This window comes from Niallia sp. FSL K6-0212 (genome assembly GCF_038007605.1).
In the GTDB taxonomy this organism is placed as follows: Bacteria; Bacillota; Bacilli; order Bacillales; family Cytobacillaceae; genus Niallia; species Niallia circulans.
Genome location: NZ_JBBOXL010000001.1, coordinates 4590668 through 4616830, shown reverse-complemented (window position 1 = coordinate 4616830; position 26163 = coordinate 4590668). Strand labels below are relative to the sequence as shown.

The following is a 26163-nucleotide window of genomic DNA, read 5'->3' as shown; positions in this document are numbered from 1 at the left end:
AGTACCATTCTTTTATTCCCCTTTTATTAGTGGCATAACTTATAGCTCCTTAACATAAATATAGGGTAAAGAGGACAAGTATGTAAGGGGAGAGGAGTATATGGGGTCAAGAAATGATGAGGTTAGAAAAAAAATCGAAAGAAGAAGAAAAGAACGAGCGAGAATAGAAAAGAATATTGATAACCGAGTACTTTGGTCTGATGAAGAAGATACCTTCGACTATACATTTTCATCAAAAGAGGAAAATTACCCTCCTAAAATTCACCCTTTATTTCGAAAAGATTTATTTATGTTAAAAATTTTAGGAGCTGCTATTCTTTTTCTTGCTGTTGCCATCATTGTAGACCATCCGTCCACAAGATTAGGAAAAGTCGAAAATACGATTAGACAAGCAATGTCGACAGAATTTAATTTTATGGTTGTTGCAGATTGGTATGAAGAGAAATTCGGAAAACCATTAGCTTTTTTACCAGAACAAAAAGGAAAAGAACAAGATACAGAGCGATTGCAGCAATACGCTTTATCTGCTTCTGGTAAGGTATTAGAAGAATTTCAGAAAAACGGACAACGGATTGCGATAGAAACTGGAGTAGATACAACAGTACAATCTTTTAATGAGGGACAAATTACCTTTATTGGCGAGAAAGAAGGCTTTGGAAAAACAGTCGTTATAAAGCATAGTGATCAGAGTGAATCATGGTATGGCAACTTAGAAGAAGTGGATGTAAAGTTATATGAAAATATAAAAAAAGGAACAAAAGTAGGAAACGCTTCAAGATATGAAGGAGATGAAACATTAGGTCTATTCTTTTTTGCGATTAAGCAAAATGATGATTTTATTGATCCTCTACAGGTGATGGAAATTGAATAGGTTTTTTAGTGTTTTTAAGTATCTTCATATTCATCCACTATTATGGGTTGTCATTGCTATTGGGGTAATGACTGCCCATTTTTATGAATTATGCCTATTGTTTATGATTATTTTTATTCATGAATTAGGTCATGCGTTTGCTGCCGCATTTTTTTCGTGGAGAATAAAGAAAATATCTTTATTACCCTTTGGCGGAGTAGCGGAAATGGATGAACACGGAAATCGCCCTTTGCGAGAAGAGGCAATCGTTATTATATCTGGACCGATCCAGCATATTTGGCTGGTTGGATTAGGATTTCTTTTATGGCAGTGGGGGATTTTCACAGAATCTTTGTATCAAACCTTTATCCAATATAATTTTATGATTCTTTTCTTTAATTTACTTCCAATTTGGCCATTGGACGGTGGCAAATTAATGTTTCTTTTATTTTCCTTGAAAAATCCCTTTCCAAAATCTCATAAATATACACTTTATTTTTCTATTATTGGAACCTTAATCTTTCTGTTAATGGTTCTTATTATGATGCCGCAGAATGTAAATGCATGGATTATTATTAGTTTTTTAGTTTTTTCTATTTATTATGAATGGAAGCAAAGAAGGTTTTTGTTTATGCGATTTTTACTGGAACGATATTATGGAAAATCGAATGAATTAAGAAAGTTACTTCCCCTAGAAGTCCAAGAAGACGATTCGGTATTGGATGTATTAGAACGATTTCATCGAGGGTGTAAACATCCAATTATTGTAAGATCCACGCGGAAAGACAATGCGATTCTGGATGAGAATGAGCTATTACATGTTTATTTTAAAGAAAAGAACGTAACGGCGAAAATAAAAGAAATACTTTGCTTCTTATAGGATACATAGAGAAAACGGTGATTACTGACGATAGCTCTTTAGTTAGAGCATACTTGAAATTTGTCCAAGAATAGGTCCTTAAGTTTACTAAAACATTTCATCTAAGCTACAATAATAAGATAACCAGAAAAAGAGGATGTATGATATTGAATCAAGTAATCGTTAATATAAAAACTAGAGAAAATAGATTTGCTTATCTAATAGATGGGAAAGTAGAAAAAATATATGTCCAGCAGCCGCAATATAAAACAACTGTTGGAAATATTTATTTGGGACAAGTGACAAAGGTAATTCCCGGAATGAATGCTGCATTTGTAGAAATTGGGGAAGGCAAAGGAGCCTATTTGCCGAGAGAGAAAATGATTTCATTTGTGCGGAGTGAGGGAACTTTAGAAGAGAAAAAAAAGATAAGTGTCTCCTCTTATATAAAACAAGGAGAAAGAATATTAGTTCAAGTAATAAAAGATGCTGCGGGCCCAAAGGGTGCTAAAATAACGGGGATAATTGAGATTAGTGGAGAGCATTTAGTGTATATGCCTTATGGTCGATATGTGGCGGTCTCTAAAAAGATTCATTCTCATACTGCGCAAAAAGAGTTAAGAAATATAGGGAGTCATATAAAAACAGACAACGAAGGCATAATCTTTCGCACAACGGCAGCTTATTGTTCAGAAGAAACATTAAGGTTGGAGCTCGAAGCATTACGGCAGGAATATAAAGGATTGGAACAAAAAGCTAGACAAAAGAAAATAATGCTTGTCCATGAAAATGATGAATTTACTAAACAGTTGAATATTCTCTTTAAGCAAATGAAAGAGGGAGAAATCATTGTCGATAGTCTAGAAGAGCGGAAAAATTGGCAAGCAATGTACCCCCATTTAACTGTTTCGTTTTATCAAGGTAGTGAAGATTTATTTTCTTATTACCATGTTGAAAGGGAAATAGATAAAGCTTTGAAAAGAGTTGTCTGGCTCCCAAATGGCAGCTATCTGATAGTCGATCAGGCAGAGGCTGCAACTATTATTGACGTAAATACAGGTAAATATGAAGGGAAACATCAGTTAGAGCAAACGGTCTTTCAAACAAATATGCTTGCTGCAAAGGAAGCTGCAAGGCAAATTAAATTAAGAGACCTTTCTGGTATTATATTAATTGATTTTATTGATATGAAGAGCGAGGAAGAAAAGAAAGTGATGGATATCCTAGAGAAGGAATTGCAGTCAGATAATAGACAATCGAAAGTAATTGGATTTACTTCACTAGGGATATTACAGCTCACCCGAAAGAAAACAATGAAATCCTTATCCGAAACACTGCAAAGTAAGTGTGTAATTTGCGAAGGCACAGGCTTGGTGAAAAGCGCAAGTAGTATGGCCTTTCAATTAGAAAGAGAGCTATGGGAATATCGCAATAAGGATATGGAACTTGTGGAAGTTATCGTCTCACAAGATGTCTATGCTCTATTTATGGGTGGAGGAAATAATCATAAAAAACGATTAGAGGAAGTATTAGGCTTTATGATTAAAATGGAAATAGCTGAGTTTCCAAAGCCAGACTATTTTATTCGAATGGTTAAATGATTCACCATAAAGCTAATAATAGAATATGATTGACAGTATCTTTTAAACATGTTAGTATTTTAATGTTGTTTGTAGCACCCGTGCTCTACAACCGCACATAGCAGGTAATGAAGCTTTTGCTTTTGCAAAACGCCTGTCATTGGCGAGTCTTAGTCTATTAAGGAGGTGCAGTTTAATGTACGCAATTATTGAAACAGGCGGAAAACAAATCAAAGTTGAAGAAGGTCAAGCTATCTACATCGAGAAATTAAACGGTGAAGCTGGTGACACTGTTACTTTTGATAAAGTTCTTTTCGTTGGCGGAGAAAATGTAAAAGTAGGAAGTCCAGTTGTTGAAGGAGCTACTGTTACAGCTAAAGTTGAAAAACAAGGCCGTCAAAAGAAAATCATCGTTTTCAAATACAAAGCGAAGAAAAATTATCATAAAAAACAAGGTCATCGTCAACCTTACACTAAAGTTGTTATCGAAAAGATCAACGCTTAAGGTTGAATTTGTATGATCGAAATTACGATTAACAAATCGAATGATGGTCTCATTCATTCCTTTACGATAAGTGGTCATGCTCTTTTTGCGAATAGTGGGGATGATATAGTGTGTGCTGGAGTATCAGCTGTTTCTTTTGGAAGCATTAATGCTGTTATTTCTCTTACTGGTATTACACCCATTATAAAGCAAGGAAAAGATGGAGGTTTTATTTCTTGTACGATTCCTGGAAATGTTCCGGGAGAGACAAGAGATAAAATTCAACTTCTTTTAGAGGGAATGATTGTTTCTTTAGAAACAATTGAACGAGACTATGGAAAATACGTAACTATCACTTATAATTAAATAGGAGGTGGAACGAAATGTTAAGATTAGATCTTCAGTTTTTTGCATCTAAAAAAGGGGTAGGTTCTACTAAAAACGGACGTGACTCCATTTCTAAACGTTTAGGAGCTAAACGTGCAGATGGTCAATTAGTAACTGGTGGAAGCATTCTTTACCGTCAACGCGGTACAAAAATCTATCCAGGAGTAAACGTTGGTCGTGGTGGCGATGATACACTATTCGCAAAAGTTGACGGAATCGTTAAATTTGAGCGTCTTGGTCGTGATCGCAAACAAGTTAGCGTATACCCAGTAGCACAAGAAGCATAAGATAATGATCAGATAGGCTGGCTCGTTTAGGGTCAGCCTATCTGTTTGTTAAGGGATAAATTTTTTGATTAAGATGTATGTTGTGACCAGATTAGGTGGAGGATGATTTCAACACTTAGACAAAAAGCAGGAGGGGCTTTTTGTCTAAGTGTTGAAAAAAGAGAGAAATCAATTGCTTTTTCGTATGCAATCAAGAATAAAGGTTGCCTCTTATGTATATAGTTTGTTATTACCACAGTCTTCATACACTTCGCTTTCAACATTTCTTTATCAAATCAATCCAAAATAACTTGGTGTATAAATTGGATAGACCTTTTAGGAAACGGGAATTTTTTGTCCTTATTCATTATGAAAACCTAAAGTTCAAGTGGATATAATTTAGTGGTTACCGTGATGGAGATATCGTTTTTGTTCATTGATGATTCATTTTTTGTTATACTTACTTAAAACAGTCTTCTAAGACTTAATAACCTTTGTAGGAGTACAAGAATGAATAAAGACTGGAATACGATAGAGTTTTTAAGACATGTTCGCCATGATTGGCTAAATAAAATTCAATTGATAAAAGGAAATTTGGATTTAAATAAACCGGATCGAGTAAAAGAAATTATTAATGATATTATTACAGAGACAAAACAAGAAGCTAAGTTATCTAATCTAAATATTCCACAATTTGCTACAAAATTATTAATTGCAAACTGGGAAAATTATTATTTTCGATTGGAATATGAAGTGTTGGCCGAAGAAAAATGTCGCGGGACAGAAGATGAAATACTTACCGAATGGACAACCTTATTTTTCCAAACGTTAAATCAATATAGCAAACCCTTTGCAGATAATCATCTATACATTTCCATTCATTCAATGGTGGAAGGATTTCGTTTGTATGTTGATTTTAACGGAGAGCTGCTAGATAGTGAATCCATGTTTCAATTTCTTCATCAACCTTTTTCTTATTTGAAATTGGAAAATATTGAAATGAGCAAGGACGAGCTCCTATTTGAAGTTTGGATGGATAGAGAGCAAACAGGTAAATAATAAGAAGGACTTGTTTGAATAGCATAAAAGGAAATTGTGATTTTTAGAAAAAATAGCTGCAAATGTTTGTAGGAATAAAATAATTGGTCCTTCTAGTGAGGAGAGCAACCCTCCTTTCATAAGGATTAATCCTTGTTCACTATTAGACAAATAAGCTGCTTATGTTTTTCTTAATAGGAGGAAATAAATTTATGTTTGTGGATCAGGTTAAGATTTATGTGAAGGGCGGAGATGGCGGAAATGGTATGGTAGCTTTTCGCCGAGAAAAGTTTGTCCCAAAAGGTGGCCCAGCTGGTGGAGATGGAGGAAAAGGTGCAGATGTAATATTCCAAGTAGAAGAAGGTCTGCGTACTTTAATGGATTTCCGATATCAACGTCATTTCAAAGCACCACGTGGAGAGCATGGGATGTCAAAAAATCAGCACGGTCGCAATGCAAAAGATATGATTGTCAAGGTTCCGCCGGGTACAATCGTTGCCGATGCGAATACAAAGGAAGTTATTGCAGATTTAACTGAGCATGGCCAACAAGCTGTAATTGCACGTGGCGGCCGTGGAGGAAGAGGAAATTCTCGTTTTGCAAGTCCATCTAACCCTGCCCCAGAATTATCGGAAAATGGGGAACCAGGTCAGGAAAGAGATGTTACTCTGGAGTTAAAGGTATTAGCAGATGTTGGTTTAGTAGGATTTCCGAGTGTTGGTAAATCTACCTTACTGTCTGTTGTATCTGCTGCGAAACCTAAAATAGCTGACTATCATTTTACAACAATCGCCCCTAATTTAGGAATGGTGGAAACGGAAGATAATAGAAGTTTTGTTATGGCTGATTTGCCAGGGCTAATTGAAGGAGCACATTCGGGTATCGGATTAGGTCATCAGTTTCTTCGTCACATTGAACGTACAAGAGTTATTGTCCATGTGATTGATATGGCTGCTATTGAAGGCAGAGACCCATATGAGGACTATGTTACGATTAATAACGAGCTGCAGGAATACAATATGCGTTTATTAGAAAGACCGCAAATTATTGTTGCTAATAAAATGGACATGCCAGATGCAGAACAAAACCTAAAAGTATTTAAAGAAAAATTGGAGGAGGACTATCCAATTTTCCCAGTGTCCGCTTTAACTAGATCAGGTCTGCGAGAACTTCTTTTTGCGATTGCGGATAAATTAGAGAATACTCCTGAGTTCCCATTAGAGGAAGTAGAAGAGGAAGCAGGTATTCACCGCGTTGTTTATAAACATGAAGTAGATGAGCGTCAATTCTATATTACAAGAGATCCAGATGGCAGCTTTGTTCTTTCAGGTGAAGGTATTGAAAAACTATTTAAGATGACAGATTTCTCCCGTGATGAGTCTGTTCGCAGATTCTCTCGTCAAATGCGCGGCATGGGCATCGATGAAGCATTACGTCAGCGAGGCGCTAAAGATGGAGATACTGTAAAGTTAATGGAATATGAATTTGAATTCATTGACTAAGAAAACATGGTTTAAAAAAAGATGAAAGATCTTCCCTCTCGTCAAAGCTGAATAATACGAGAGGGCAGTTTTTCATACGAAATAGAAAATAATGACTAATTCGAAAAAGTCTAGTTGTTAAACCAGAGTTATTTCTATCATACATAATTAGTATCCGTTATACCTTATAGGGGTGAGCAGATGAAACAAAGTAAAATAGATCATAAATTTTTTATAGTAAGAGAAGATGTACTGTCAGAGGCAATGCGCAAAACCTTAGATGCCAAAGAGCTCTTAGAAAGAGGAAAAGCAGAGTCTGTCCATGAGGCAGTAAAAAAGGTAGATTTAAGCCGAAGTGCATTTTATAAATATCGTGATACCATCTTTCCTTTCCACACAATAGTGAAAGAAAGATTGATTACGTTATTCTTTTATATTGAAGATCGATCGGGAACCTTATCTAAATTGCTAAGTGTTGTTGCTTCTGCTGGATGCAATGTACTGACAATTCATCAAACGATTCCACTGCAAGGAAGAGCCAATGTAACACTGTCGTTAAATACCGCAGAAATGGAAATATCCATTGATATGTTGTTAGAGCGATTGCGTATGCTTGAATTTGTGGAGAAAGTGGACGTTCTGAGTACGGGCGCATAAAAAGTCATTTATTTATAAGGAGATCCTGTTGTTATTAGGAAGATGGCTTTTTCAGTCAATCTTCTTTTTATAAAGGTTAAATTCAGAATAAATAATTTTTTTGGAGGAGAAAGAAGTGAAAGTAGGCTACTTAGGTCCAAAAGCAACATTTACAAATATGGCGGTAAATCAGCAATTTCCTGGGGTGGAATCCGTTCCTTTTCTAACCATTCCCAATTGCCTCGATGCTGTGATGGAAGATAAAGTGGATGTTGCTTTAGTTCCGGTTGAGAACACATTAGAAGGATCGGTCAACATTACATTAGATTATTTAATCCATGAAGTATTTTTACCTATTCATGGGGAAGTGACGGTTCCGATAAAACAACATATAATGGTTCATCCATTCCGGGAAGACAAATGGAGAGAAATAGAAGTAGTCTATAGTCATTCCCATGCAATTGCTCAATGCCATAAGTTTCTACATACAGAATTAAACGGGATTGCTTGTGAGTATATGACGTCAACAGCAGCAGCAGCACAGTTTGTTAAAGAAAATCCGCATATCAACGGGGCAGCTATTGGAAATTTGCTAACAGCTGAAGAATATGGTCTGAAGATTGTAAAACATAATATTCATGATTCAATGAATAATCATACCCGTTTTCTCATTTTATCGAAAAATCCTGTACATTATTCAGCAGCAACAAGTCATCTGGTTGGTCATAAAACAAGTCTTATGGTCACTTTGCCTGCCGATCGTTCTGGTGCTCTCCATCAAGTATTGTCTGCCTTTGCATGGAGAAAACTAAACTTAGTGAAAATTGAATCAAGGCCAACAAAAACTGGATTAGGGAATTATTTCTTTCTTATTGACTTAGATAGAAAAATGGATGACGTATTAATACCAGGCGCTATTGCAGAATTAGAGGCAATAGGCTGTGAAGTAAAGATACTGGGGAGTTATCCTTATTACATGACGGAATAGATAGAACCACTATACGAAGAATGCAAAAAAATCACTAATGACGATTAAAGTCTTAGTGATTTTTGTCATTTACCTTAAGCTTCTTCTTCCATTAAAAAATCTGCCTTTCGTAAAGCTTCTTCTGCCTCTAGTAATGTATCAAGGGATGGAGCGGTAATGGTATGCAGATGAATACCTGCCGTTAATTCAGATAAATAAGCAGCATTTGTATGCTTAATTTTCTTCATAAATTGTTTCACTTCTTTTCGATTAGAGACGAGGATAGAAGCCGTCAAATCGCCGTATACTGGATGTTCAATTGTGACATCCTTAACCGTTACTCCATTATCAACAAGGATATTTAACTCTTCCTCCGTTTTTTCTGGTGGATGATTACACGCAATAATTCTTTCGTAGAGCATCGGTTTTGATTCTTGTAAATATAAATAGCCTTGACTAGTTGCCAAAATTGGTTCGTTTTTCGCCTTTAGCAGTGTAATATCTCCAACAATTATTTGTCTACTAACATTTGTCAATTTTGAAAGTTCACTGCCAGTATAAGGTCGATTTTTCTCTTTTAGTAAAGTAAGAATATAAGCCCTTCTTTCTTCACCAAGCATTTTTTTTGATTCAGTCATCCAATCTCTCCTTTTGTTGCAGTTACTCTGATTAAAAAATTACCTTTTTTTATCTGCTATCTACGGTAAAGTCATTAACACAAATTTATTGGTATTTTATTTGAAAAATAGTGGCAGCTCCCTGTTTTGCTTGAAAGGCAGAACTCAGTATTTATTTTTCCTTCATTCTATTTTACCAAAAGAATATCTAAATGAATAAACCAAATTATTTTTCATAGGAAACGAATAAATTAATTGGCGAAAAGAAGGACAAAGATCTGAGCAATCTTTGTACGACTAGAACACATATTTTAAAAAAAAACGCATAGATTTTTGAATAGAATGATAACCATTTTGCCGTGTGAACATAGACTATATGGACATATGCATAGGAGGGAATCTATAGTGAAGATCCATATTGTTCAGAAAGGGGATACTCTTTGGGAAATTGCCAAAAAATATGGGGTGAATTTCGAAGAGTTAAAGTCGTTAAATTCCCAATTGACTAATACAGATATGATTATGCCTGGCATGAAAATTAAAGTTCCTACTTTAGGAGGAAGTATAAAGAAAGAAGCTCCTCAAATGGGAACAAAAAAAGAAATGCCGATTACAATGGAACCAATTGTGAAAGAAGCACCGAAAAAAGAAATGCCAGTAAAAGAAACACCAAAAAAAGAAATACCTAAAAAAGAAGTACCAAAGGAGAAACCTTTTACACCAAAAATGCCTACTCCAATCATTCCGGAAATTGATGTTACGAATTATTATTCCATGAATATGACTAATGTTGATGTAGATATTGATGTCGAAATGAAAGAAAAACCAGCACCAGTGAAACCAGCACCAGTGAAACCGGCACCAGTAAAGCCGGCACCAGTAAAACCAGCACCGACAAAACCTGTACCACCAAAACTTGCACCAGTTTTACCGAATCAAGAACCAATTCAAAAAGATGTATGTCCACCAATTGTCCCTTATCAGCCTTATTGTTATGAAGTATCGCCAATGATGCCAGGAAGCGGTTTTCCTCCAGGGGTTTGCCCGCCAGAAGGAGTTCCGGTTGAACAAATAGGATCCCAAGTTTATCCAACATTTCCTGGAGTAGAATATACAGAAAAACACCATTGGGAAGAGTCTTCTTCGTCCTATTCTGCTTTTATCAATCAGACACCTTCCCATGTTAATCATGCACCACAGCAAAATAATCAAAAACCATGGGTTCAGTATAGTCAGCTGCCTAAGGAGAATCTTCATCATAAAGTAGAAGAACCTTTTTCCCATGTAGCAGGTGCAGCGCATAAAGTAAATGCCCCTACCCACACAGCAGTTCATCCGACCATTACACTTCCTGTTAAAGAGGATTGTGGTTGTGGTGGTCCATCATTCCCTCCAGCAAGCAATTTTCAAGTAGAGGGAATGATGCAAGGAGCCGTTTCTGGAAAAGGAGGAATGCCGCAAGGATTTAGTCCGGAAATGGGAGGCCATCCAATGGGCGGAGGATTTAATCCAGGAATGGGAGGAATGCCGCAAGGATTCGGTCCGGAAATGGGAGGCCATCCAATGGGCGGAGGATTTAATCCAGGAATGGGAGGAATGCCGCAAGGATTAGGATCAGAAATGGGAGGCTATCCAATGGGCGGAGGATTTAATCCAGGAATGGGAGGAATGCCGCAAGGATTCGGACCAGAAATGGGAGGCCATCCAATGGGCGGAGGATTTAATCCAGGAATGGGAGGAATGCCGCAAGGATTTGGTCCGGAAATGGGAGGCCATCCAATGGGCGGAGGATTTAATCCAGGAATGGGAGGAATGCCGCAAGGATTTGGTCCGGAAATGGGAGGCTATCCAATGGGCGGAGGATTTAATCCAGGAATGGGAGGAATGCCGCAAGGATTTGGTCCGGAAATGGGAGGCTATCCAATGACGGGGGGATTCAATCCAGGAATGGATATGAGAGGAATACCGCAAGGATTTAGCCCGGAATTAGGAGGTCATCCAATGGCGGGGATGTTCAATCCAGGAATGGAAATGGGAGGAATGCCACAAGGATTTGGTCCGGAAATGGGAAGCTATCCGACCGGATATAATCAATCTTCAATAAATCAATCTCCTTATCCTCAAGATGCTGTTGGAAATACGCCAAACTCCTATTCAACGGAAAATAATGGTCCAGTTCAAGAGGCGCCATCTTATGAAGGGGCGATTACTTCAGAAGTGGCATCACCTGCTTATGGACCGGGAGGGAATGCTCCAGTATTCACACCACCTTATAATCCTACTATTGGGCAGCCGCCATTTATGAATCCATATGGCATGAATCAAGGTACTCCATTTGGAATGCCAAGATACCAAGAGGATGAAAGCAGTGATCTATGATTTTTTTCATAGAGGGGACGATACTTTTTATTATCGTCTCCTTTCTTTATTAGAAAAAAAAATACCGTTCCAAATCATCGAATTAAGCAGGATTAGAAATGATGTATATCTAATAAAAACGAAGCAATATTGGATAATTTTAAAAGGTTTTACTAGTTATCAAAAACTCAAAGTTCAAGTTGCTTTTACAAGAGCGCTTAAACAAGAAGGTTTTACACAGACATATCAATTTTATGAGTTCGATGAGGAGCCAATTGTTATCGATAATAAAGTGTATGGGCTGATTGAATATCTTCCCCCACATAAAGATTCTTTTTCATATCATAGTAAGCGGAATAGACGGGAAGCACTTCAATTATTGGAGCATTATTATTCGGTTACAGAGCGACTGGTAGAAATATATAAGTATATCTTGCCAACTTTTCATTTAATGAAAAAATTTGAACACAGACTAGAAGAATATCGAATGAATATACCAATTATTGAGCAATATGTAAAAAAAGACATAGTAAAGGAAATAATGGAATGGGCTGATTATTCATTTGGTTCAATAAAAAACAAAATAGACTATTTGGATACAAACCCAAACGTAATCCTGCATGGGGATGTTGCTCATCATAATTTCTTACGTGTTAGGAATAATGAATTATACTTAATTGATTTTGATTTAATTAGTATTGGTCCACGAATTGCAGACTATTTACAATTTGCTAATCGCATTCTTCCTGATATAGGATGGTCTATACAAGATTTACAAAGTATGCAAGGCTACGCCGATCTTTTTAAAGATAAATGGTTTTTAATGGCTTTAATATATCCGACAGATATTCTGAGGGAATGGAATAGAATAATCAGAAATAAAGATGTAGATAATGCCTACTTGTTAGAACAAGTACAATTATTAACAACCAATCAGTTTCACAAAAGGAAGAAATTTTATCAAAAACTGCAACAACTTGTAGGAACATAAGACATAAAAAAAGACTGGCTAGACTTTACAGTATGTTTCTTTCCGAACAGTAGAAGATAAAAGAGAGCAAGGTTGCTCAAGTTTTACATGAAGGGGAGAATTCTACTATGCGTAAAGTTAAACTAGTTGCTCCAGTTCTGTTGACATTGTCTTTTGGATTAACAGGTTGTGGTGTAAATGAGGATCAAACTGCTGATCGAAATCGCCTTAATAATACTAGGCCAATTGGATATTATTCAAATGAACAGCATGAAGGAAACAATGGCGTTGGGAATGCCGATAATGATGGACCAATTACAGAAATGATGGACCATACTTTTGGGGATGAAGGAAATACAAATGGATCCAATGTTCGGAATGTAAACAATAGAAACAGAACAAACGTAAGAAATGTAAATAATCACAACAATCGTGATAACGTAAATATAAATGATCAGAATGAAAGAGTATCTTATGACACAGAATTAGCTGAAAAAATATCCGATCGAGTTACTAAAATGGATAATGTAAAAAATGCACGTACGCTTGTTTATGGAGAGAACGTTTTAGTTGCATTGGAAGTGGAAAATACAAAGAATGTGGCCAAAACAAAAGCGCAGGTAAAAGACAAACTAAATGATTCACTAAACGGAAGAGACATTTCAATCATCACAGATAGAGGAATATTTAACAGTATAGAAGATATAAATCGTTCGATTCGAAATGGTCAGCCGCGGCAAACGATTAACCATAATATTGAAAATATTTTTCAGGATTTAAATCCAGCTAGGGACAATAGATAATAAAAAAACTAACTTTGAGTGGTATAACCACTTGGGGTTAGTTTTTAGTCCATTTGTTCTTTATTAGAAACGTTTTAAAAGTGATAGACGATATTCCCCCAAATATACAAGAAGAAAAGCATGATTATAATAGAAAAAAGGATCGTTCTATATAATGAATTAGTTATTGAAATTACAAGAGAAAAGAGATATACTTTATAATGAAAAATACATTCGTTATAAAGAACTTTAAAATGTTAGTTAAAAGCCGAAAATGGCGGAGGGATATATAGTGAGAGTGCTAATCGTAGGTGGACAAGAGAATAAAATTAGACATGCTCTAATGCAAGAACTTTCAAACAAGCAAGTTTGTTACATAGTAGCTGATCGGAAAAAAGAAAATAGCATCCTGTCCTCTCTAGTTCATCATCAAGTAAACACTTTCTTGAACAAGATGGAATTAGCAGATTTAATGGAAAAGTATCAAATCGATTGTGTAATTGACTTATCAAATGAGCCAATTATGTCTAACAAAATGAAAGATTCCTTTGAACATTCAGAGAAGAATATTGCTCGTACGCTTGAAGTACTGGAGGCATGTGTGGAAGCTAAAGTAGGAAAAATTATTTTTCCGTCTACCATAGCAGTTTATGGGGACTTGGAAGATGTGATCACAGAGGATATGGTTTTACAACCAGTGCTATTTGAAGGATTATCGAAAAAGATAGTGGAGAAATATATACAACATTATCATACATTATATGGTCTTTCTTATACGATTTTACGATTTCCTATTTTATATGGAGAATATTCCTTCCAGAAGCAGAACGAAAGTATAGTGGAAACAACAATCAAAAATGTGTTGGAAAATCGTCCGTCTATTTGTTTTAAAGACGGAGAAGATAAGAAACATTTTTTACATATTAGTGATGCTGTTAAAGCCTTTATTTCTAGTTTAAATAAAGGCACGAATGAAATTTTTAATATTTGTCCGATGGAAAAATATTCAATGAAAGAAGTTGTCTCTATTATTCAGTCATTGATAAATGAAGATTCTCTTCCTCGCGTGGGTTTGAAAAAAGGAGAGAAAAGTAGAATTTCAACAAAGAAGGCACAAGTCCATCTTGGATGGCATGCTCAAGTGTCGTTTATAGAGGGGATTAGATTAGCGATGGTTAATATAAAACATGCCCTAAAACAGAAAAACGAACTATTGAAATAGGATTCATTATGATTCCACCTGGAGAGAGTTACTACGATACGCTATGAGAGAACCCTCCAATATAAGATTGCTAAAAATTAGGAATGAAATTATTTTTTATGGTGAGAATAATAGAGAGTAAGGTTGTTTAAAACCAAACTTTAGATTGACAGTACCTTATTTCCTTGGAAATAAAGATGCTGTTGTGAGTAATGTGAAGAGGTGGTTATAATGAAAACCAGATTCCTTTTATTTTCAACTGTTCTTCTTGTCAGTATTCTTACTGTCTTTTTATCAAACGGACAAGTATATGGAAAGACTGGAAGCGGTGTCTCTCAAAATGAGAATCCTAAAAAATTGCAAGTCGTATTGCAAAGGATTTATTTAGACGGAGAAGTGAGTGAAGAAACAATAGAAGAGACAGTATGGTCGATGGAAGATTTCTGGTCAAAGTATGATAAATGGCAGCTGGTAGATATGACAAGCAGAGAGCTTGTTTTTAAACAAGAAGTTGATGATATATCTCCATTGTTGAAAACAAATGGTTATTTTGGCATTAATGAAGAAGGGATTTTAACCATTTATAATGGAAAACCGGCTGAAGAGAACATTATTCAGTCCTTTTTCCAGCTTGATTTAAAGAAGCTGGAGTCGAAACAACATGAAGATTTACAAAAAGGTATTCCGATTAAATCAAGAGATCGTTATGTAAAAGTACTTGAAACCTTTAAAAACTTAACAACAATTGAAACTACTAATTAAGGAATTATCAGTGAACAGAGGAAACACAGTAAACGTGTCGAATCTGCTCACTTTTTTTTTGCAAGAATATTATGAAAATCATCTATAATAGCAGTTCTACAAAATAGTATGATAAAATAAGGGCTAGGATTTATCCCACACTTAAGGGGCACGGAGCCCTACTTTTGGAAGTTTTCTTTATAAGGGAGAGAATATAATTTGTACGAATATATAAAAGGGAATGTAGAATTTGTTGGACCAGAATACATCGTAGTGGAAAATAATGAGATTGGTTATCAGATTAAAACACCTAATCCATTTTCGTTTTCTGCCTTTTCTGGTAGTAAGATTACTGTATATACATACCATTATGTTAGAGAAGATAATATTAGCTTATACGGTTTTCGTTCGCAAGATGAAAAAGCTTTATTTACCAAGCTCCTTAACGTTTCAGGAATCGGACCTAAGGGAGCATTGGCTATCCTTGCATCTGGAGAACCGAGCCAAGTAATATCCGCTATTGAAGCGGAAGATGAAGCATTCCTTGTGAAGTTCCCTGGTGTTGGCAAGAAAACAGCAAGACAAATGATTTTGGATTTGAAAGGGAAACTAGCAGAGTTTATGCCAGATTTCTCCCCGGATTTATTTACAGTAGAAAGGCATGTAGCGAAAGCAGAAAGTGATTCAGCAATGGATGAAGCGATGCTTGCTTTAACCGCACTTGGATATTCGGAGAAAGAAGTCAAAAAAATTATCCCACATTTAAAGAAGGAACAATTATCAACAGATGGTTATATCAAATTGGCATTGAAGCTTCTTTTAAAAAGATAAATGTGGATAAACGATTATCTAGAAGAAAGGAGTGAATGTTATGGATGATCGAATTATTTCAAGTGAAGCAGATACACAAGATTTATCATTTGAAAAAAGTCTTCGACCCATTCAATTACAGGAATATATTGGGCAAGATAAAGTAAAAGAAAATTTAAAAGTGTTTATCGAAGCGGCTAAATATAGAGAAGAGGCTCTTGATCACGTATTATTATATGGTCCCCCTGGTTTAGGGAAAACAACACTTGCAACGATTATTGCGAATGAAATGGGAGTTAATATTCGTACAACTGCTGGTCCAGCAATCGAAAGGCCAGGTGATTTAGCAGCAATTTTAACTGCCTTAGAGCCTGGGGATGTGTTATTTATTGATGAAATACATCGTTTGCCGCGAGCTATAGAAGAGGTCTTATATCCTGCCATGGAAGATTACTGTTTAGACATTGTAATAGGCAAAGGTCCCAGTGCTCGATCAGTTCGCCTAGATTTACCTCCATTCACTCTTGTTGGTGCGACTACTAGAGCGGGTTCCGTTTCTGCACCGTTAAGAGATCGTTTTGGGGTTCTGTCTAGATTGGAATATTATGAGGTAGATCAACTCAAAGATATTGTTTCCCGAACAGCAGATGTACTTCAAATTGGAATAGAGGACCTTGCAGCATGGGAAATTGCTAGACGATCAAGAGGTACACCTCGAATTGCGAATCGCCTTTTACGAAGAGTGCGGGATTTTGCACAAGTAAAGGGTGATGGAATGATTACGAAAGAATTGGCAGACCATTCCCTTGAACTTTTGCAAGTGGACCGTTTAGGGTTAGATCATATTGACCATAAATTATTACTAGGAATGATTTATAAATTTAAAGGTGGACCAGTAGGATTAGAAACCATTGCTGCAACAATTGGGGAAGAAGCACATACGATTGAAGATGTCTATGAACCATATTTACTGCAGATTGGTTTCTTGCAGCGCACTCCTAGAGGGAGAAGCGTCACACATCTTGTTTATGAACATTTAAATATAAAATTGGATTGATGGAAACATTTAAATAATAGAAAAGAATAAGCGGTATGAAGGACGAAAATAATGAATGATATTCCTAAGTATATAATGACTATTGGTGTGATTGTATTTCTTATTGGATTAGTAATGCAGTTTGTGCCGATTGGAAAACTTCCTGGTGACATTTTGATTAAAAAAGAGCATTCAACTTTTTATTTTCCAATTACAACTTGTATTGTGATTAGTATCATTTTATCTTTAGTTTTTTATTTTATCGGGAAATTTCGCTAAAAAAGATTGTATAAAAGAGAATAGGTGGACAGATATGAAAGTAGATTTATTTGATTTTTATTTACCAGAAGAATTAATTGCGCAGACGCCTTTAGAGGATCGTACAAGCAGCAGACTCATGATCGTTAATAAAGAAACTGGCGATTTAGAACATCGCAAGTTTAAAGATATATATGAGTATATTAATCCTGGAGATTGTTTAGTATTAAATGATACAAGAGTATTGCCAGCTAGATTACATGGTGAAAAAGAAGATACTGGAGCACATATTGAAGTTTTATTGCTGAAGCAGCAAAAAGATGACAAGTGGGAAACACTTGTCAAGCCAGCCAAAAGAGTCAAAGAAGGTACCGTTATTTCCTTTGGAGATGGAACACTAAAAGCAGTTTGTGTAAAAGAGTTGGAACACGGTGGGCGTATTCTTGATTTTCAATATGAGGGCATTTTTTACGAAATCTTGGATCAGCTTGGCGAGATGCCGCTGCCTCCCTATATTAAAGAAAAACTAGACGACCAAGATCGTTATCAAACTGTTTACGCGAAGGAAAGGGGGTCTGCGGCAGCTCCAACAGCTGGGCTCCATTTTACAACAGAATTGTTAGATGCACTAAAGAAAAAGGGTGTACATATTGCCTTTATTACTCTGCATGTTGGTCTTGGCACCTTCCGACCAGTAAACGTTGAGGATGTAGATAAACATGAAATGCATGCGGAGTTTTATCAGCTTAATAAGGAAACAGCTGCCTTATTAAATAGTGTAAGAGGTCAAGGCGGACGAATAATTTCTGTAGGTACAACCTCAACTAGAACGCTTGAAACAATTGCCTCTGCCAATAATGGTGAATTTGTAGAAAGCAGTGGATGGACAAGTATCTTTATTTACCCTGGATATGAATTTAAAGGAATTGATGGCATGATTACGAATTTCCATTTGCCTAAATCGACGTTAATTATGCTAGTAAGCGCACTGGCAGGAAGAGAGAACATTCTTCATGCGTATGAAACAGCAGTCAAAGAAAGATACCGCTTCTTTAGTTTTGGCGATGCAATGTTTATACAATAAGTAATCGATCATCATGATAGGTTATCAATTGCTTGAGTTTCGCAGTAATATTCTTTAGAATAATATAGTCGATTCTACTGTTTTTTAGTTACTAGATATTTTTTCATTAAAAACGGAAAATTAATCATGAATCTGAGAAAGATTCACTTTATATGAAGGAGAAAATAAATTTGACAGCAATACGTTATGAATTCATAAAAACTTGTAAGCAAACAGGCGCCAGATTGGGGATTGTCCATACACCCCATGGATCTTTTGAAACGCCGGCTTTTATGCCAGTTGGAACGTTAGCAACAGTAAAAACAATGGCACCAGAAGATTTAAAAACGATGGGAGCAAATATCATTTTAAGTAATACCTATCATTTATGGTTAAGACCAGGTCATGACATTGTGAAAGAAGCAGGCGGGCTTCATAAATTCATGAATTGGGATAAAGCGATATTAACGGACTCGGGCGGATTTCAAGTCTTTAGTTTAAGTGATTTCCGCAAAATCGAAGAAGAAGGCGTACATTTTCGCAACCACTTAAATGGGGATAAATTATTCCTTTCCCCAGAAAAAGCAATGGAAATACAAAATGCCCTAGGGTCAGATATTATGATGGCATTTGACGAGTGTCCGCCCTACCCAGCAGAATACGATTATATGAAGAAATCAGTGGAACGAACTTCTCGTTGGGCAGAACGCTGCCTAAAGGCACATAAACGTCCAGAGGATCAAGGTTTATTTGGTATTATTCAAGGTGGAGAATACGAAGAGCTTCGCAAACAAAGTGCAAGAGACTTAGTTTCTTTAGATTTACCTGGCTATGCAGTCGGTGGATTATCAGTTGGGGAACCTAAGGATGTGATGAATCGTGTCCTTGAATTTACAACGCCATTAATGCCAGATAATAAACCGCGTTATTTAATGGGAGTAGGTTCACCAGATTCATTAATCGATGGTGCAATTCGTGGGATTGATATGTTTGACTGTGTGTTACCAACCAGAATAGCAAGAAATGGTACGGTGATGACAAGTGAAGGCCGTCTTGTTGTGAAAAATGCTAAATATGCTAGAGATTTTGGACCATTGGATCCTGAGTGTGATTGCTATACTTGTAAAAATTATAGCCGGGCATATATTCGTCACCTTATTCGATGTGACGAAACATTCGGAATAAGGCTTACATCTTACCATAATCTATATTTTCTGTTAAACTTAATGGAGAATGTCCGAGACGCAATCAGAAACGACCGTTTAGGAGATTTTAAAGAAGAGTTTTTCGAACGTTATGGTTTTAATAAACCAAACGCTAAAAACTTTTAATAGAGAATTTGAAAGGAGGGGAAATATAGATGGGAAATTTAGCTGGTTTACTACCGTTTATTTTAATGTTTGTACTATTCTATTTCTTGCTAATTCGTCCACAGCAAAAGCGTCAAAGAGCTGTGCGTGATATGCAAAGTAGCTTAAAAAAAGGGGACAAGATTGTCACGATTGGCGGCATGCATGCTACAATCGATGCAATTGATGAAGGAACGGTTGTATTAAAATCAAAAGATGGCTCACGCCTGACATTTGATCGTAATGCAATTCGTGAAGTAGTAGAATCCTCTGCTGCAGTAGCTAGTCCAACATTAGAAAAAACAGAACAATAAGTAAAAAAAGTGCAGTCTTAAAAAATAAGATTGCACTTTTGTATTTTATCGAAGGATTTTTAGTTATTTATTTTTTGGAAAGATTTACCCCCAAAATACCTCCCATCATACAAATAAGGGTATAACATACATGATAAATGGTTTGTTCTATCGTAAATAGTTGGTCAGAGCCTAGAAAGGAAAATAAAAAAATGATGATGGAATAGATGAACCCCGTGAGTCCCCCAAGAAACCAACCTCTTTCCTTACCTTTCCCGCCGGAAATAAAACCACCTGCAAATAAAGTTATAAAGGATACGGCTGTAATAATATATCGCAGGGATGATTCTTGAATAGATGTAAATCTTAATAATAGGGAAAAGAACAAACTGCTTGCTATTAACATAATGAAAATGGCAATTAGACCGTATAAAACAGAACTGCCAACATGTTTACTCTCTTCGATTGTAAACCTCTCCTTTCCAAAACATTTAAAGTTTTCTATAAAAGTTCTCTAGTACAAGCATATTCGGGAAGGAAGAAAATAGAATTAAAAAATATTTAAAAACACATTTTTCTCTCATCCTTATACTGCTACTTTTCTGTATTATTTTTATCGTATGGAGCAGATTAAAAGAGAACATATTTGATCGGAGGAGATAATGTGGACCAGTATTTGATCATTTTGTTTAGAACGATTTTGATCTACTTCTTAATCGTTCTTATTTTTCGAATGATGGGAAAAAGGGAAATAGGGGAATTAAGCATACTAGATCTTGTTGTATTCATTATGATCGCAGAAATTGCTGTTGTTGCTATAGAAGATTATAAGGATCCCATTTTACCAACGCTATTTCCAATGTTTATCCTACTAGCCATTCAAGTGCTTCTTGCGTTCTTTTCTTTAAAAAGCAAAAAAATGCGTGATTTTATTGAGGGAGAACCAACATTAATTATCAAAAATGGTAAAATTGACGAAAAAGCAATGAGAAGCCAGCGCTATAATTATGATGACTTATTAATTCAGCTTAGAGAAAAAAATATCCGCAATATTGCAGATGTAGAGTTTGCCATATTAGAAACATCAGGTAAACTTTCTGTATTTGAAAAAGAAGAAAATAAGTCATCTATTACTATTCCATTAATTATGGATGGAATTATTCAAGAGAGCAACCTAGAGAGAATAGGAAAAACTAATCTATGGTTAAGACAGCAATTAAAAGATAAAGGATATGTTAATATAAAAAACATCTCCTTTTGCAGTTATCAAGACGGTGAATTTTATATTGATGTGATTGATCATTAAAGAAAGAACAACAGTGAAATCTTTCAGTAAAAAAGCAACCAGTGAGAAGCGGAATTCTCATTGGTTGCTACAGTTGAAAAAGTTTTAAGAAAAAAATGGACCAATCCAAGGGATTTTTGCTAAATCTTTTTTGTTCATTAAACGGAAAAGAAAAAGCAATATGATATAAAAGATACAGATTATACTAGTAATACTGATGATTTGTATCAGAATGGAAGGGAACGTTATTGTTTTGACTAAAAGAGAGCCAAGATAAGCAGTCAGCAAAATAACAAGCAGCATTTTTATATAATCTTTCACAATAATCGAGAAACTAATTGTTTTTAATATTGTAGCAAAATGAAGGATCGTTACTAAAACAAACCCAACAATTAAGGCAATAGCTACTCCGAAAATTCCAAACTCTGGTCGACTTGCAAGAATAAAAATTAATGCTGTTTTAACGGCTGCTCCGATAAAGCTGTTAATCATTGCTGCTCTAGCAAAATTTAAGGCTTGCAAAGTAGCCTGAAGTGGACCTTGGTAATAATTAAGAATAAAGAACGGTGCCATTAGCTGAATAAAGGAAGTGCCTCGCGTGCTTCCGTACATAACGGTCATTAAAGGCTCAGCCAACACATATAGGACTACAATGGCAAGTCCACCTGTCATAAAGGTGAATTTGAGTGCTTGCTGTAATAAATGTTCGATTAGCTTTAGTTGATTATTAGCTTTTGCTTCACTAATAGCAGGCACAAGAGATGTTGATAATGATTGAGTAAAGAAGGATGGCAGCATTAAGAGTGGGAGTGCAAAACCAGTTAATACTCCATATTGTTTTGTTGCATTGATAGCAGTAAGACCAGCTAATGATAAGCTATGTGCTACAACAATGGGTTCAATAAACCAAGCGATGCTGCCAATCATTCGGCTTCCTGTTGTTGGTAAAGCAATTGTCATTAGTTCTTGGAAAGTATTTTTTCCATTATGTACATATTGGAAGAATTTTTTCCGCAAATGAAATTTTTTTTTCCATTTAAATGATGCTAGTAAATAGAATAAAGACGCTAGTTCTCCAAGAACAGAAGCGAGCATTGCCCCTGCAGCAGCATATTCGACTCCAAGAGGCAGAAAGGCTTTTGTTAAAGTCGCAATTAACGCAATCCGAACGATTTGTTCAATCACTTGAGAAATTGCAGCTGGCTTCATATTTTGTCTGCCTTGAAAATACCCTCTCAAAACAGATGAAACAGCGATTATTGGGATAATTGGCGTAATCGCAAGAAGTGGTAAAAGAGTTCTTTCATCTGTAAATAGGGTTTGAGAAAGATAGGGTGCTAAAAGAAATAAAGCTGGAGTAAAGATCACTGTTAGACCTAAAGTTGTACTTAAGGAAACGATTAAGATGCTCTTTACTTTTCGTAAATTCCCTGCTGCTTCGGCTTCGGCTACATTCTTAGAGATTGCTACAGGCAGTCCAAGCTGAGTGATGGTTACAACTAATATCATTGTCGGGTAAACCATCATGTAGAGTCCAACACCATCATCTCCGATAAATCGTGCGATAACAATTCGATTTATAAATCCAAGAACTCTAGTAATAAATCCTGCTATAAGTAAAATCATTGTTCCTTTTAAAAACTTAGACATTCTATTACCTGCCTTCTCAAATAGCGAATAATACTATACAATTATCTATATGCAACAGAGTGGACAAAGCATGACAAGGTTTTTTTATAAAAGTAAGTTTGTTGTAAGGAAGAGACGATATTTTATTGTTAGTATGAAAAAGGAATCATATTTTTTTCTAGGTAAAATGGTTTACTTAGCATTATGGAGGTATAGAAGTAAAAGGAGATAGCTCCCATGTTTAAAAGTAAGATAAAATGACTGTAATGGAGTGAATAGGAATGTCGTCAACATCAACACACATATATGACCAATATCGTTCACAAGTTAAACCTGTATTAAACAGCAAGTTAGAAGAGTTTCATTTACTTGGCTATGAGACTATTAAGGAAGACGAGCTATGGGCATTTTTAACGAATAAAAAATGGAGAAAGCCCGCTCAAGATATCAGAATTTCGGAGCTTGTACAGGATATACTGAATGTTAAGGTAGTAGACTATATGAACTTTGCCACTATCGAGGCATATAAAACGGCAGATCTATTCTCTGTCTTATCAGAAGAAGAAAAAAAAGAATTACTGAAGTAAAGGAGTTTTATTAATCAGAAATTCTTCCATTATTCTTTTTTATAGTTGATGATGGTTTGGAGATGGTGGTAATAAAAGACAAGTCGTTAACTTTATGTGACAATTAGAATAACTTTACTAGTATATTTTTCTATACAAATTGACAGTCATGATAAACTGTTCCATAATGAGTTTATTCTAAGTTATAGAAGAAATTGTTAGTTTAATTACTGGAAAGAAGTGAGCCGCAGAAATAGAATAACAGCTGATTGCAAGGTTCATATTAAAAGAGGACATCATTTTTGATAAATAACAATGAATATGGCTAGTATTAGTTGAGGAAGTTTCTGCTTTGTATTTCATGAGGAGGATTAATACATAATGGTTAAACGCAGTAGAATTGTTGCTTTTTTGTTAATCATTGTCTTGGCGGCAGGATTAATGGGAGGAACAACAAATAAAATTTTGGACAATATTAAGCTTGGATTAGACCTTCAAGGTGGATTTGAAGTTCTTTATAAAGTAGAACCACTGGAAAAGGGGAAAGCGAAAATTGATGAAGCCGCTTTAAAAAGCACAGCTCAAGCTTTAGATAAAAGGATAAATGTTTTAGGAGTAAGCGAGCCTGTTATTCAAATAGAGGGAAAAGACCGAATAAGAGTGCAGCTTGCTGGTATAACAGATCAAAATGAAGCAAGAGAAATGCTTTCAACTGAAGCTAACCTAACATTCAGAGATATTCAAGATAAGAAATTACTAGATGGCTCTGATTTAGTGCAGGGAGGAGCAAGTCAAGAATTTGACCAGTATGGAAAACCTAGTGTTTCTTTAAAACTAAAAGATGCAAATAAGTTTAAAGAAATAACACAATCAGTTTTAGGTAGTCCGTTAGTCATCTGGTTAGACTTTGAAGAAGGGGATTCTTATAATGCGGAAGCAGCGAAAGAAGAACCAAAATTCTTATCTGCACCGATGGTAAGTGAAGTGATTAACTCGGATACTGTATCTATAACTGGTAATTTTACAGTAGATGAGGCGACCAGATTAGCTGAATTATTAAATGCTGGTGCATTGCCGGTTAAATTGACGGAAGAATATTCGACAAGTGTTGGCGCACAGTTTGGAGATCAAGCGTTAAAAGATACAGTATATGCGGGTATCATTGGTGTAGGCCTAGTATTTTTATTTATGCTTCTCTATTACCGTCTGCCTGGATTAGTTGCTATCATTACATTGTCCATCTATGTTTATTTAAATCTGTTGGTTCTTGATTTAATGAAAGGGGTATTAACACTTCCAGGAATTGCGGCACTTATTCTCGGTGTTGGAATGGCCGTAGATGCTAATATCATTACCTATGAAAGAATTAAGGATGAACTGAGGGTAGGAAAGTCGCTGCGAGCTGCTTTTCAAGCAGGTAATAAAAACTCCATCGGAACCATTTTTGATGCAAATTTAACTACCATTATAGCTTCGATTGTTCTATTTATTTATGGGACAAGTTCAGTAAAAGGGTTTGCTACACTCTTAATTGTTAGTATATTAGTAAGTTTTATTACTGCTGTATATGGTTCTAGATTATTACTCGGTTTACTAGTGAAAAGTAAATTGTTTGATAAAAAAATTACGTGGTTTGGAGTCAATCGTAAAGACATTAAACATATTAGCGAAAATTACGATACTTTAACATTGCCAACCAAATTTGATCGTCTTGATTTTGTAAAATATAAAAATGTATTTTTCACAATTTCTAGTGTTTTAATTGTGGCGGGAATTGTGATTATGTTTATATTCAAGCTTAATCTTGGAATTGATTTTGCAAGTGGATCTCGTATAGAAGTTATGGCAGATAAAGCATTAACAACTGCTGAAATTGAAGATCACTTAGATAAGCTGAATGTAAAAGCAGACGATATCGTAATTTCAGGTGACAAGCAAGATACTGCTGCTATTCGTATTAAGGGTGATTTAAGTCGAGCTAAAATTAATACGATAAAGTCAGAGTTTAATAAGACGTATGGGCATGATCCGAACGTCAGCAGTGTATCACCAACTGTTGGGAAAGAACTAGCTAAAAATGCCTTTAAAGCGATAATTTTTGCCTCCATCGGAATCATTATTTATGTGGCAATTCGCTTTGAAGTATATATGGGTCTTGCAGCTGTATTAGCATTACTGCATGATGCTTTCTTTATTGTCGTGATTTTCAGTCTCACACGACTAGAAGTAGATATTACCTTTATCGCTGCCGTGTTGACGATTGTCGGTTACTCGATTAATGATACGATTGTTACCTTTGATCGTATAAGAGAAAATTTAGCGAAGAAGAAGCGAATCAAAACACCACAAGAAATTAAAGATATTATCAACAGAAGTATTAGACAGACATTTGCACGTTCGATAAACACTGTAATAACGGTTGTGATTTGTGTAGTGGCTTTATTAATATTTGGAAGCAGTGCAATCACAAACTTCTCTTTAGCGTTACTAATTGGTTTAATTGGCGGTGCCTATTCTTCTATCTTTATTGCATCCCAGCTTTGGTATGTCTGGAAGAAGAGAGAATTAAAGAGAAAAGGTGTCTTAATTACGTATAAAGAAAAACGTCCAATTTCAGACGAGCCACAAGTATAAGACAAAACAAAAGCCTGTCTCCT

27 protein-coding genes and 1 other annotated feature are annotated in these 26163 nt (G+C 35.7%); of the genes, 24 read left to right on the top strand and 3 right to left on the bottom strand.

The features are described from left to right. The first annotated feature begins 100 nt into the window (after positions 1-100). The 10 genes from MHH96_RS22365 (at position 101) to pheA (ending at position 8569) form a co-directional block, all read left to right on the top strand. Positions 101-871, top strand: coding sequence for a M23 family metallopeptidase (locus MHH96_RS22365; protein WP_047943603.1), 771 nt, complete (start codon positions 101-103; stop codon positions 869-871). After that, positions 864-1730 carry a site-2 protease family protein gene (locus tag MHH96_RS22360; RefSeq protein ID WP_144546499.1) on the top strand — a complete coding sequence of 289 codons (867 nt, stop codon included), beginning with the start codon at positions 864-866 and terminating at the stop codon, positions 1728-1730. The genes MHH96_RS22365 and MHH96_RS22360 overlap by 8 nt, the downstream gene beginning before the upstream one ends. Before the next feature lie 146 nt (positions 1731-1876). Further along, positions 1877-3310, top strand: a complete 1434-nt coding sequence (locus MHH96_RS22355) for an Rne/Rng family ribonuclease (protein ID WP_144546501.1) — start codon at positions 1877-1879, stop codon at positions 3308-3310. Between the two features lie 79 nt (positions 3311-3389). Next, positions 3390-3470: a sequence feature (ribosomal protein L21 leader region), on the top strand. A 15-nt stretch (positions 3471-3485) separates the two neighbouring features. Next, positions 3486-3794: a 50S ribosomal protein L21 gene (gene rplU, locus MHH96_RS22350; protein WP_016201698.1), complete on the top strand. Its 309-nt coding sequence runs from the start codon at positions 3486-3488 to the stop codon at positions 3792-3794. Between the two features lie 12 nt (positions 3795-3806). Continuing rightward, the gene (locus tag MHH96_RS22345; protein WP_061801225.1) at positions 3807-4139 is read left to right on the top strand and encodes a ribosomal-processing cysteine protease Prp; all 333 of its coding nucleotides are present in this window, start codon (positions 3807-3809) and stop codon (positions 4137-4139) included. 17 nt (positions 4140-4156) lie between these two features. Then, a complete protein-coding gene (rpmA, locus tag MHH96_RS22340; protein WP_016201696.1) occupies positions 4157-4447 on the top strand; it encodes a 50S ribosomal protein L27 in 291 nt (96 codons plus the stop codon). Between the two features lie 489 nt (positions 4448-4936). Then, the gene (locus tag MHH96_RS22335) at positions 4937-5485 is read left to right on the top strand and encodes a Spo0B C-terminal domain-containing protein (protein ID WP_061801224.1); all 549 of its coding nucleotides are present in this window, start codon (positions 4937-4939) and stop codon (positions 5483-5485) included. Positions 5486-5676: 191 nt separating this feature from the next. Further along, positions 5677-6966, top strand: coding sequence for a GTPase ObgE (obgE, locus tag MHH96_RS22330; RefSeq protein ID WP_061801223.1), 1290 nt, complete (start codon positions 5677-5679; stop codon positions 6964-6966). A gap of 180 nt (positions 6967-7146) precedes the next feature. After that, positions 7147-7602 (top strand): ACT domain-containing protein, encoded by a 456-nt coding sequence (locus tag MHH96_RS22325; RefSeq protein WP_047943609.1) that lies wholly within the window; start codon positions 7147-7149, stop codon positions 7600-7602. 115 nt (positions 7603-7717) lie between these two features. Then, positions 7718-8569: a prephenate dehydratase gene (pheA, locus tag MHH96_RS22320; protein ID WP_061801222.1), complete on the top strand. Its 852-nt coding sequence runs from the start codon at positions 7718-7720 to the stop codon at positions 8567-8569. Between the two features lie 74 nt (positions 8570-8643). Here the strand turns inward: pheA and MHH96_RS22315 are convergent, their stop codons facing one another. Beyond that, positions 8644-9186 (bottom strand): transcription repressor NadR, encoded by a 543-nt coding sequence (locus MHH96_RS22315; RefSeq protein WP_047943611.1) that lies wholly within the window; start codon positions 9184-9186, stop codon positions 8644-8646. A 384-nt stretch (positions 9187-9570) separates the two neighbouring features. On the opposite strand from MHH96_RS22315, the gene safA reads away from it, so the two are divergent. The 11 genes from safA to yajC all read left to right on the top strand — a co-directional run bounded on the left by safA (position 9571) and on the right by yajC (position 20047). Next, entirely contained in the window at positions 9571-11544 is a 1974-nt protein-coding gene (gene safA, locus MHH96_RS22310) for a SafA/ExsA family spore coat assembly protein (RefSeq protein ID WP_341118031.1), read from the top strand. Continuing rightward, complete coding sequence (locus MHH96_RS22305; RefSeq protein ID WP_061800806.1) at positions 11534-12514, top strand: phosphotransferase; 981 nt, start codon at positions 11534-11536, stop codon at positions 12512-12514. Before safA ends, MHH96_RS22305 begins: the two co-directional genes overlap by 11 nt. A 107-nt stretch (positions 12515-12621) precedes the next feature. After that, positions 12622-13296, top strand: a complete 675-nt coding sequence (locus tag MHH96_RS22300; protein ID WP_047944292.1) for a YhcN/YlaJ family sporulation lipoprotein — start codon at positions 12622-12624, stop codon at positions 13294-13296. A gap of 271 nt (positions 13297-13567) precedes the next feature. Continuing rightward, positions 13568-14497 (top strand): NAD-dependent epimerase/dehydratase family protein, encoded by a 930-nt coding sequence (locus tag MHH96_RS22295; protein WP_061800805.1) that lies wholly within the window; start codon positions 13568-13570, stop codon positions 14495-14497. A gap of 210 nt (positions 14498-14707) precedes the next feature. Then, positions 14708-15238, top strand: coding sequence for an intercompartmental signaling factor BofC (locus tag MHH96_RS22290; protein WP_061800804.1), 531 nt, complete (start codon positions 14708-14710; stop codon positions 15236-15238). A 198-nt stretch (positions 15239-15436) separates the two neighbouring features. Continuing rightward, entirely contained in the window at positions 15437-16048 is a 612-nt protein-coding gene (gene ruvA, locus MHH96_RS22285) for a Holliday junction branch migration protein RuvA (RefSeq protein ID WP_047944295.1), read from the top strand. 40 nt (positions 16049-16088) lie between these two features. Beyond that, positions 16089-17084: a Holliday junction branch migration DNA helicase RuvB gene (gene ruvB / locus MHH96_RS22280; protein WP_047944296.1), complete on the top strand. Its 996-nt coding sequence runs from the start codon at positions 16089-16091 to the stop codon at positions 17082-17084. A gap of 51 nt (positions 17085-17135) precedes the next feature. Beyond that, on the top strand, positions 17136-17342 hold the full coding sequence (locus MHH96_RS22275; RefSeq protein WP_047944297.1) for a DUF2905 domain-containing protein: 207 nt from the start codon (positions 17136-17138) through the stop codon (positions 17340-17342). A 34-nt stretch (positions 17343-17376) separates the two neighbouring features. Next, positions 17377-18405 carry a tRNA preQ1(34) S-adenosylmethionine ribosyltransferase-isomerase QueA gene (gene queA / locus MHH96_RS22270; RefSeq protein WP_061800803.1) on the top strand — a complete coding sequence of 343 codons (1029 nt, stop codon included), beginning with the start codon at positions 17377-17379 and terminating at the stop codon, positions 18403-18405. A 170-nt stretch (positions 18406-18575) separates the two neighbouring features. Further along, positions 18576-19715 carry a tRNA guanosine(34) transglycosylase Tgt gene (gene tgt, locus MHH96_RS22265; RefSeq protein ID WP_061800802.1) on the top strand — a complete coding sequence of 380 codons (1140 nt, stop codon included), beginning with the start codon at positions 18576-18578 and terminating at the stop codon, positions 19713-19715. 29 nt (positions 19716-19744) lie between these two features. Continuing rightward, positions 19745-20047: a preprotein translocase subunit YajC gene (gene yajC, locus MHH96_RS22260; protein WP_047944300.1), complete on the top strand. Its 303-nt coding sequence runs from the start codon at positions 19745-19747 to the stop codon at positions 20045-20047. A 67-nt stretch (positions 20048-20114) separates the two neighbouring features. Here the strand turns inward: yajC and MHH96_RS22255 are convergent, their stop codons facing one another. After that, entirely contained in the window at positions 20115-20492 is a 378-nt protein-coding gene (locus MHH96_RS22255) for a TIGR04086 family membrane protein (RefSeq protein ID WP_082138430.1), read from the bottom strand. Between the two features lie 198 nt (positions 20493-20690). Here MHH96_RS22255 and MHH96_RS22250 point away from each other — a divergent pair, with 198 nt between their 5' ends. Beyond that, positions 20691-21332, top strand: coding sequence for a DUF421 domain-containing protein (locus tag MHH96_RS22250; protein ID WP_047944302.1), 642 nt, complete (start codon positions 20691-20693; stop codon positions 21330-21332). Between the two features lie 84 nt (positions 21333-21416). On the opposite strand, the gene spoVB is transcribed toward MHH96_RS22250, so the two are convergent. Further along, positions 21417-22961, bottom strand: a complete 1545-nt coding sequence (gene spoVB / locus MHH96_RS22245) for a stage V sporulation protein B (RefSeq protein WP_047944303.1) — start codon at positions 22959-22961, stop codon at positions 21417-21419. A 260-nt stretch (positions 22962-23221) separates the two neighbouring features. Between spoVB and MHH96_RS22240 the strand changes: the two genes are divergently transcribed. Continuing rightward, positions 23222-23527, top strand: a complete 306-nt coding sequence (locus tag MHH96_RS22240) for a post-transcriptional regulator (protein WP_047944304.1) — start codon at positions 23222-23224, stop codon at positions 23525-23527. A gap of 360 nt (positions 23528-23887) precedes the next feature. After that, positions 23888-26140, top strand: a complete 2253-nt coding sequence (gene secDF / locus MHH96_RS22235; protein ID WP_047944305.1) for a protein translocase subunit SecDF — start codon at positions 23888-23890, stop codon at positions 26138-26140. Positions 26141-26163 lie beyond the last annotated feature (23 nt).

Excerpts from the sequence above, each read along its gene's own strand:
- MHH96_RS22275 (WP_047944297.1), top strand. The coding sequence starts at position 17,136 with ATGAATGATATTCCTAAGTATATAATGACTATTGGTGTGATTGTATTT.
- rplU (WP_016201698.1), top strand. The coding sequence starts at position 3,486 with ATGTACGCAATTATTGAAACAGGCGGAAAACAAATCAAAGTTGAAGAA.
- secDF (WP_047944305.1), top strand. The coding sequence starts at position 23,888 with ATGGTTAAACGCAGTAGAATTGTTGCTTTTTTGTTAATCATTGTCTTG.
- spoVB (WP_047944303.1), bottom strand. The coding sequence starts at position 22,961 with ATGTCTAAGTTTTTAAAAGGAACAATGATTTTACTTATAGCAGGATTT.
- rpmA (WP_016201696.1), top strand. The coding sequence starts at position 4,157 with ATGTTAAGATTAGATCTTCAGTTTTTTGCATCTAAAAAAGGGGTAGGT.
- obgE (WP_061801223.1), top strand. The coding sequence starts at position 5,677 with ATGTTTGTGGATCAGGTTAAGATTTATGTGAAGGGCGGAGATGGCGGA.
- MHH96_RS22300 (WP_047944292.1), top strand. The coding sequence starts at position 12,622 with ATGCGTAAAGTTAAACTAGTTGCTCCAGTTCTGTTGACATTGTCTTTT.
- MHH96_RS22290 (WP_061800804.1), top strand. The coding sequence starts at position 14,708 with ATGAAAACCAGATTCCTTTTATTTTCAACTGTTCTTCTTGTCAGTATT.
- MHH96_RS22335 (WP_061801224.1), top strand. The coding sequence starts at position 4,937 with ATGAATAAAGACTGGAATACGATAGAGTTTTTAAGACATGTTCGCCAT.
- MHH96_RS22325 (WP_047943609.1), top strand. The coding sequence starts at position 7,147 with ATGAAACAAAGTAAAATAGATCATAAATTTTTTATAGTAAGAGAAGAT.
- yajC (WP_047944300.1), top strand. The coding sequence starts at position 19,745 with ATGGGAAATTTAGCTGGTTTACTACCGTTTATTTTAATGTTTGTACTA.
- MHH96_RS22240 (WP_047944304.1), top strand. The coding sequence starts at position 23,222 with ATGTCGTCAACATCAACACACATATATGACCAATATCGTTCACAAGTT.
- ruvB (WP_047944296.1), top strand. The coding sequence starts at position 16,089 with ATGGATGATCGAATTATTTCAAGTGAAGCAGATACACAAGATTTATCA.
- MHH96_RS22365 (WP_047943603.1), top strand. The coding sequence starts at position 101 with ATGGGGTCAAGAAATGATGAGGTTAGAAAAAAAATCGAAAGAAGAAGA.
- MHH96_RS22345 (WP_061801225.1), top strand. The coding sequence starts at position 3,807 with ATGATCGAAATTACGATTAACAAATCGAATGATGGTCTCATTCATTCC.
- queA (WP_061800803.1), top strand. The coding sequence starts at position 17,377 with ATGAAAGTAGATTTATTTGATTTTTATTTACCAGAAGAATTAATTGCG.
- MHH96_RS22315 (WP_047943611.1), bottom strand. The coding sequence starts at position 9,186 with ATGACTGAATCAAAAAAAATGCTTGGTGAAGAAAGAAGGGCTTATATT.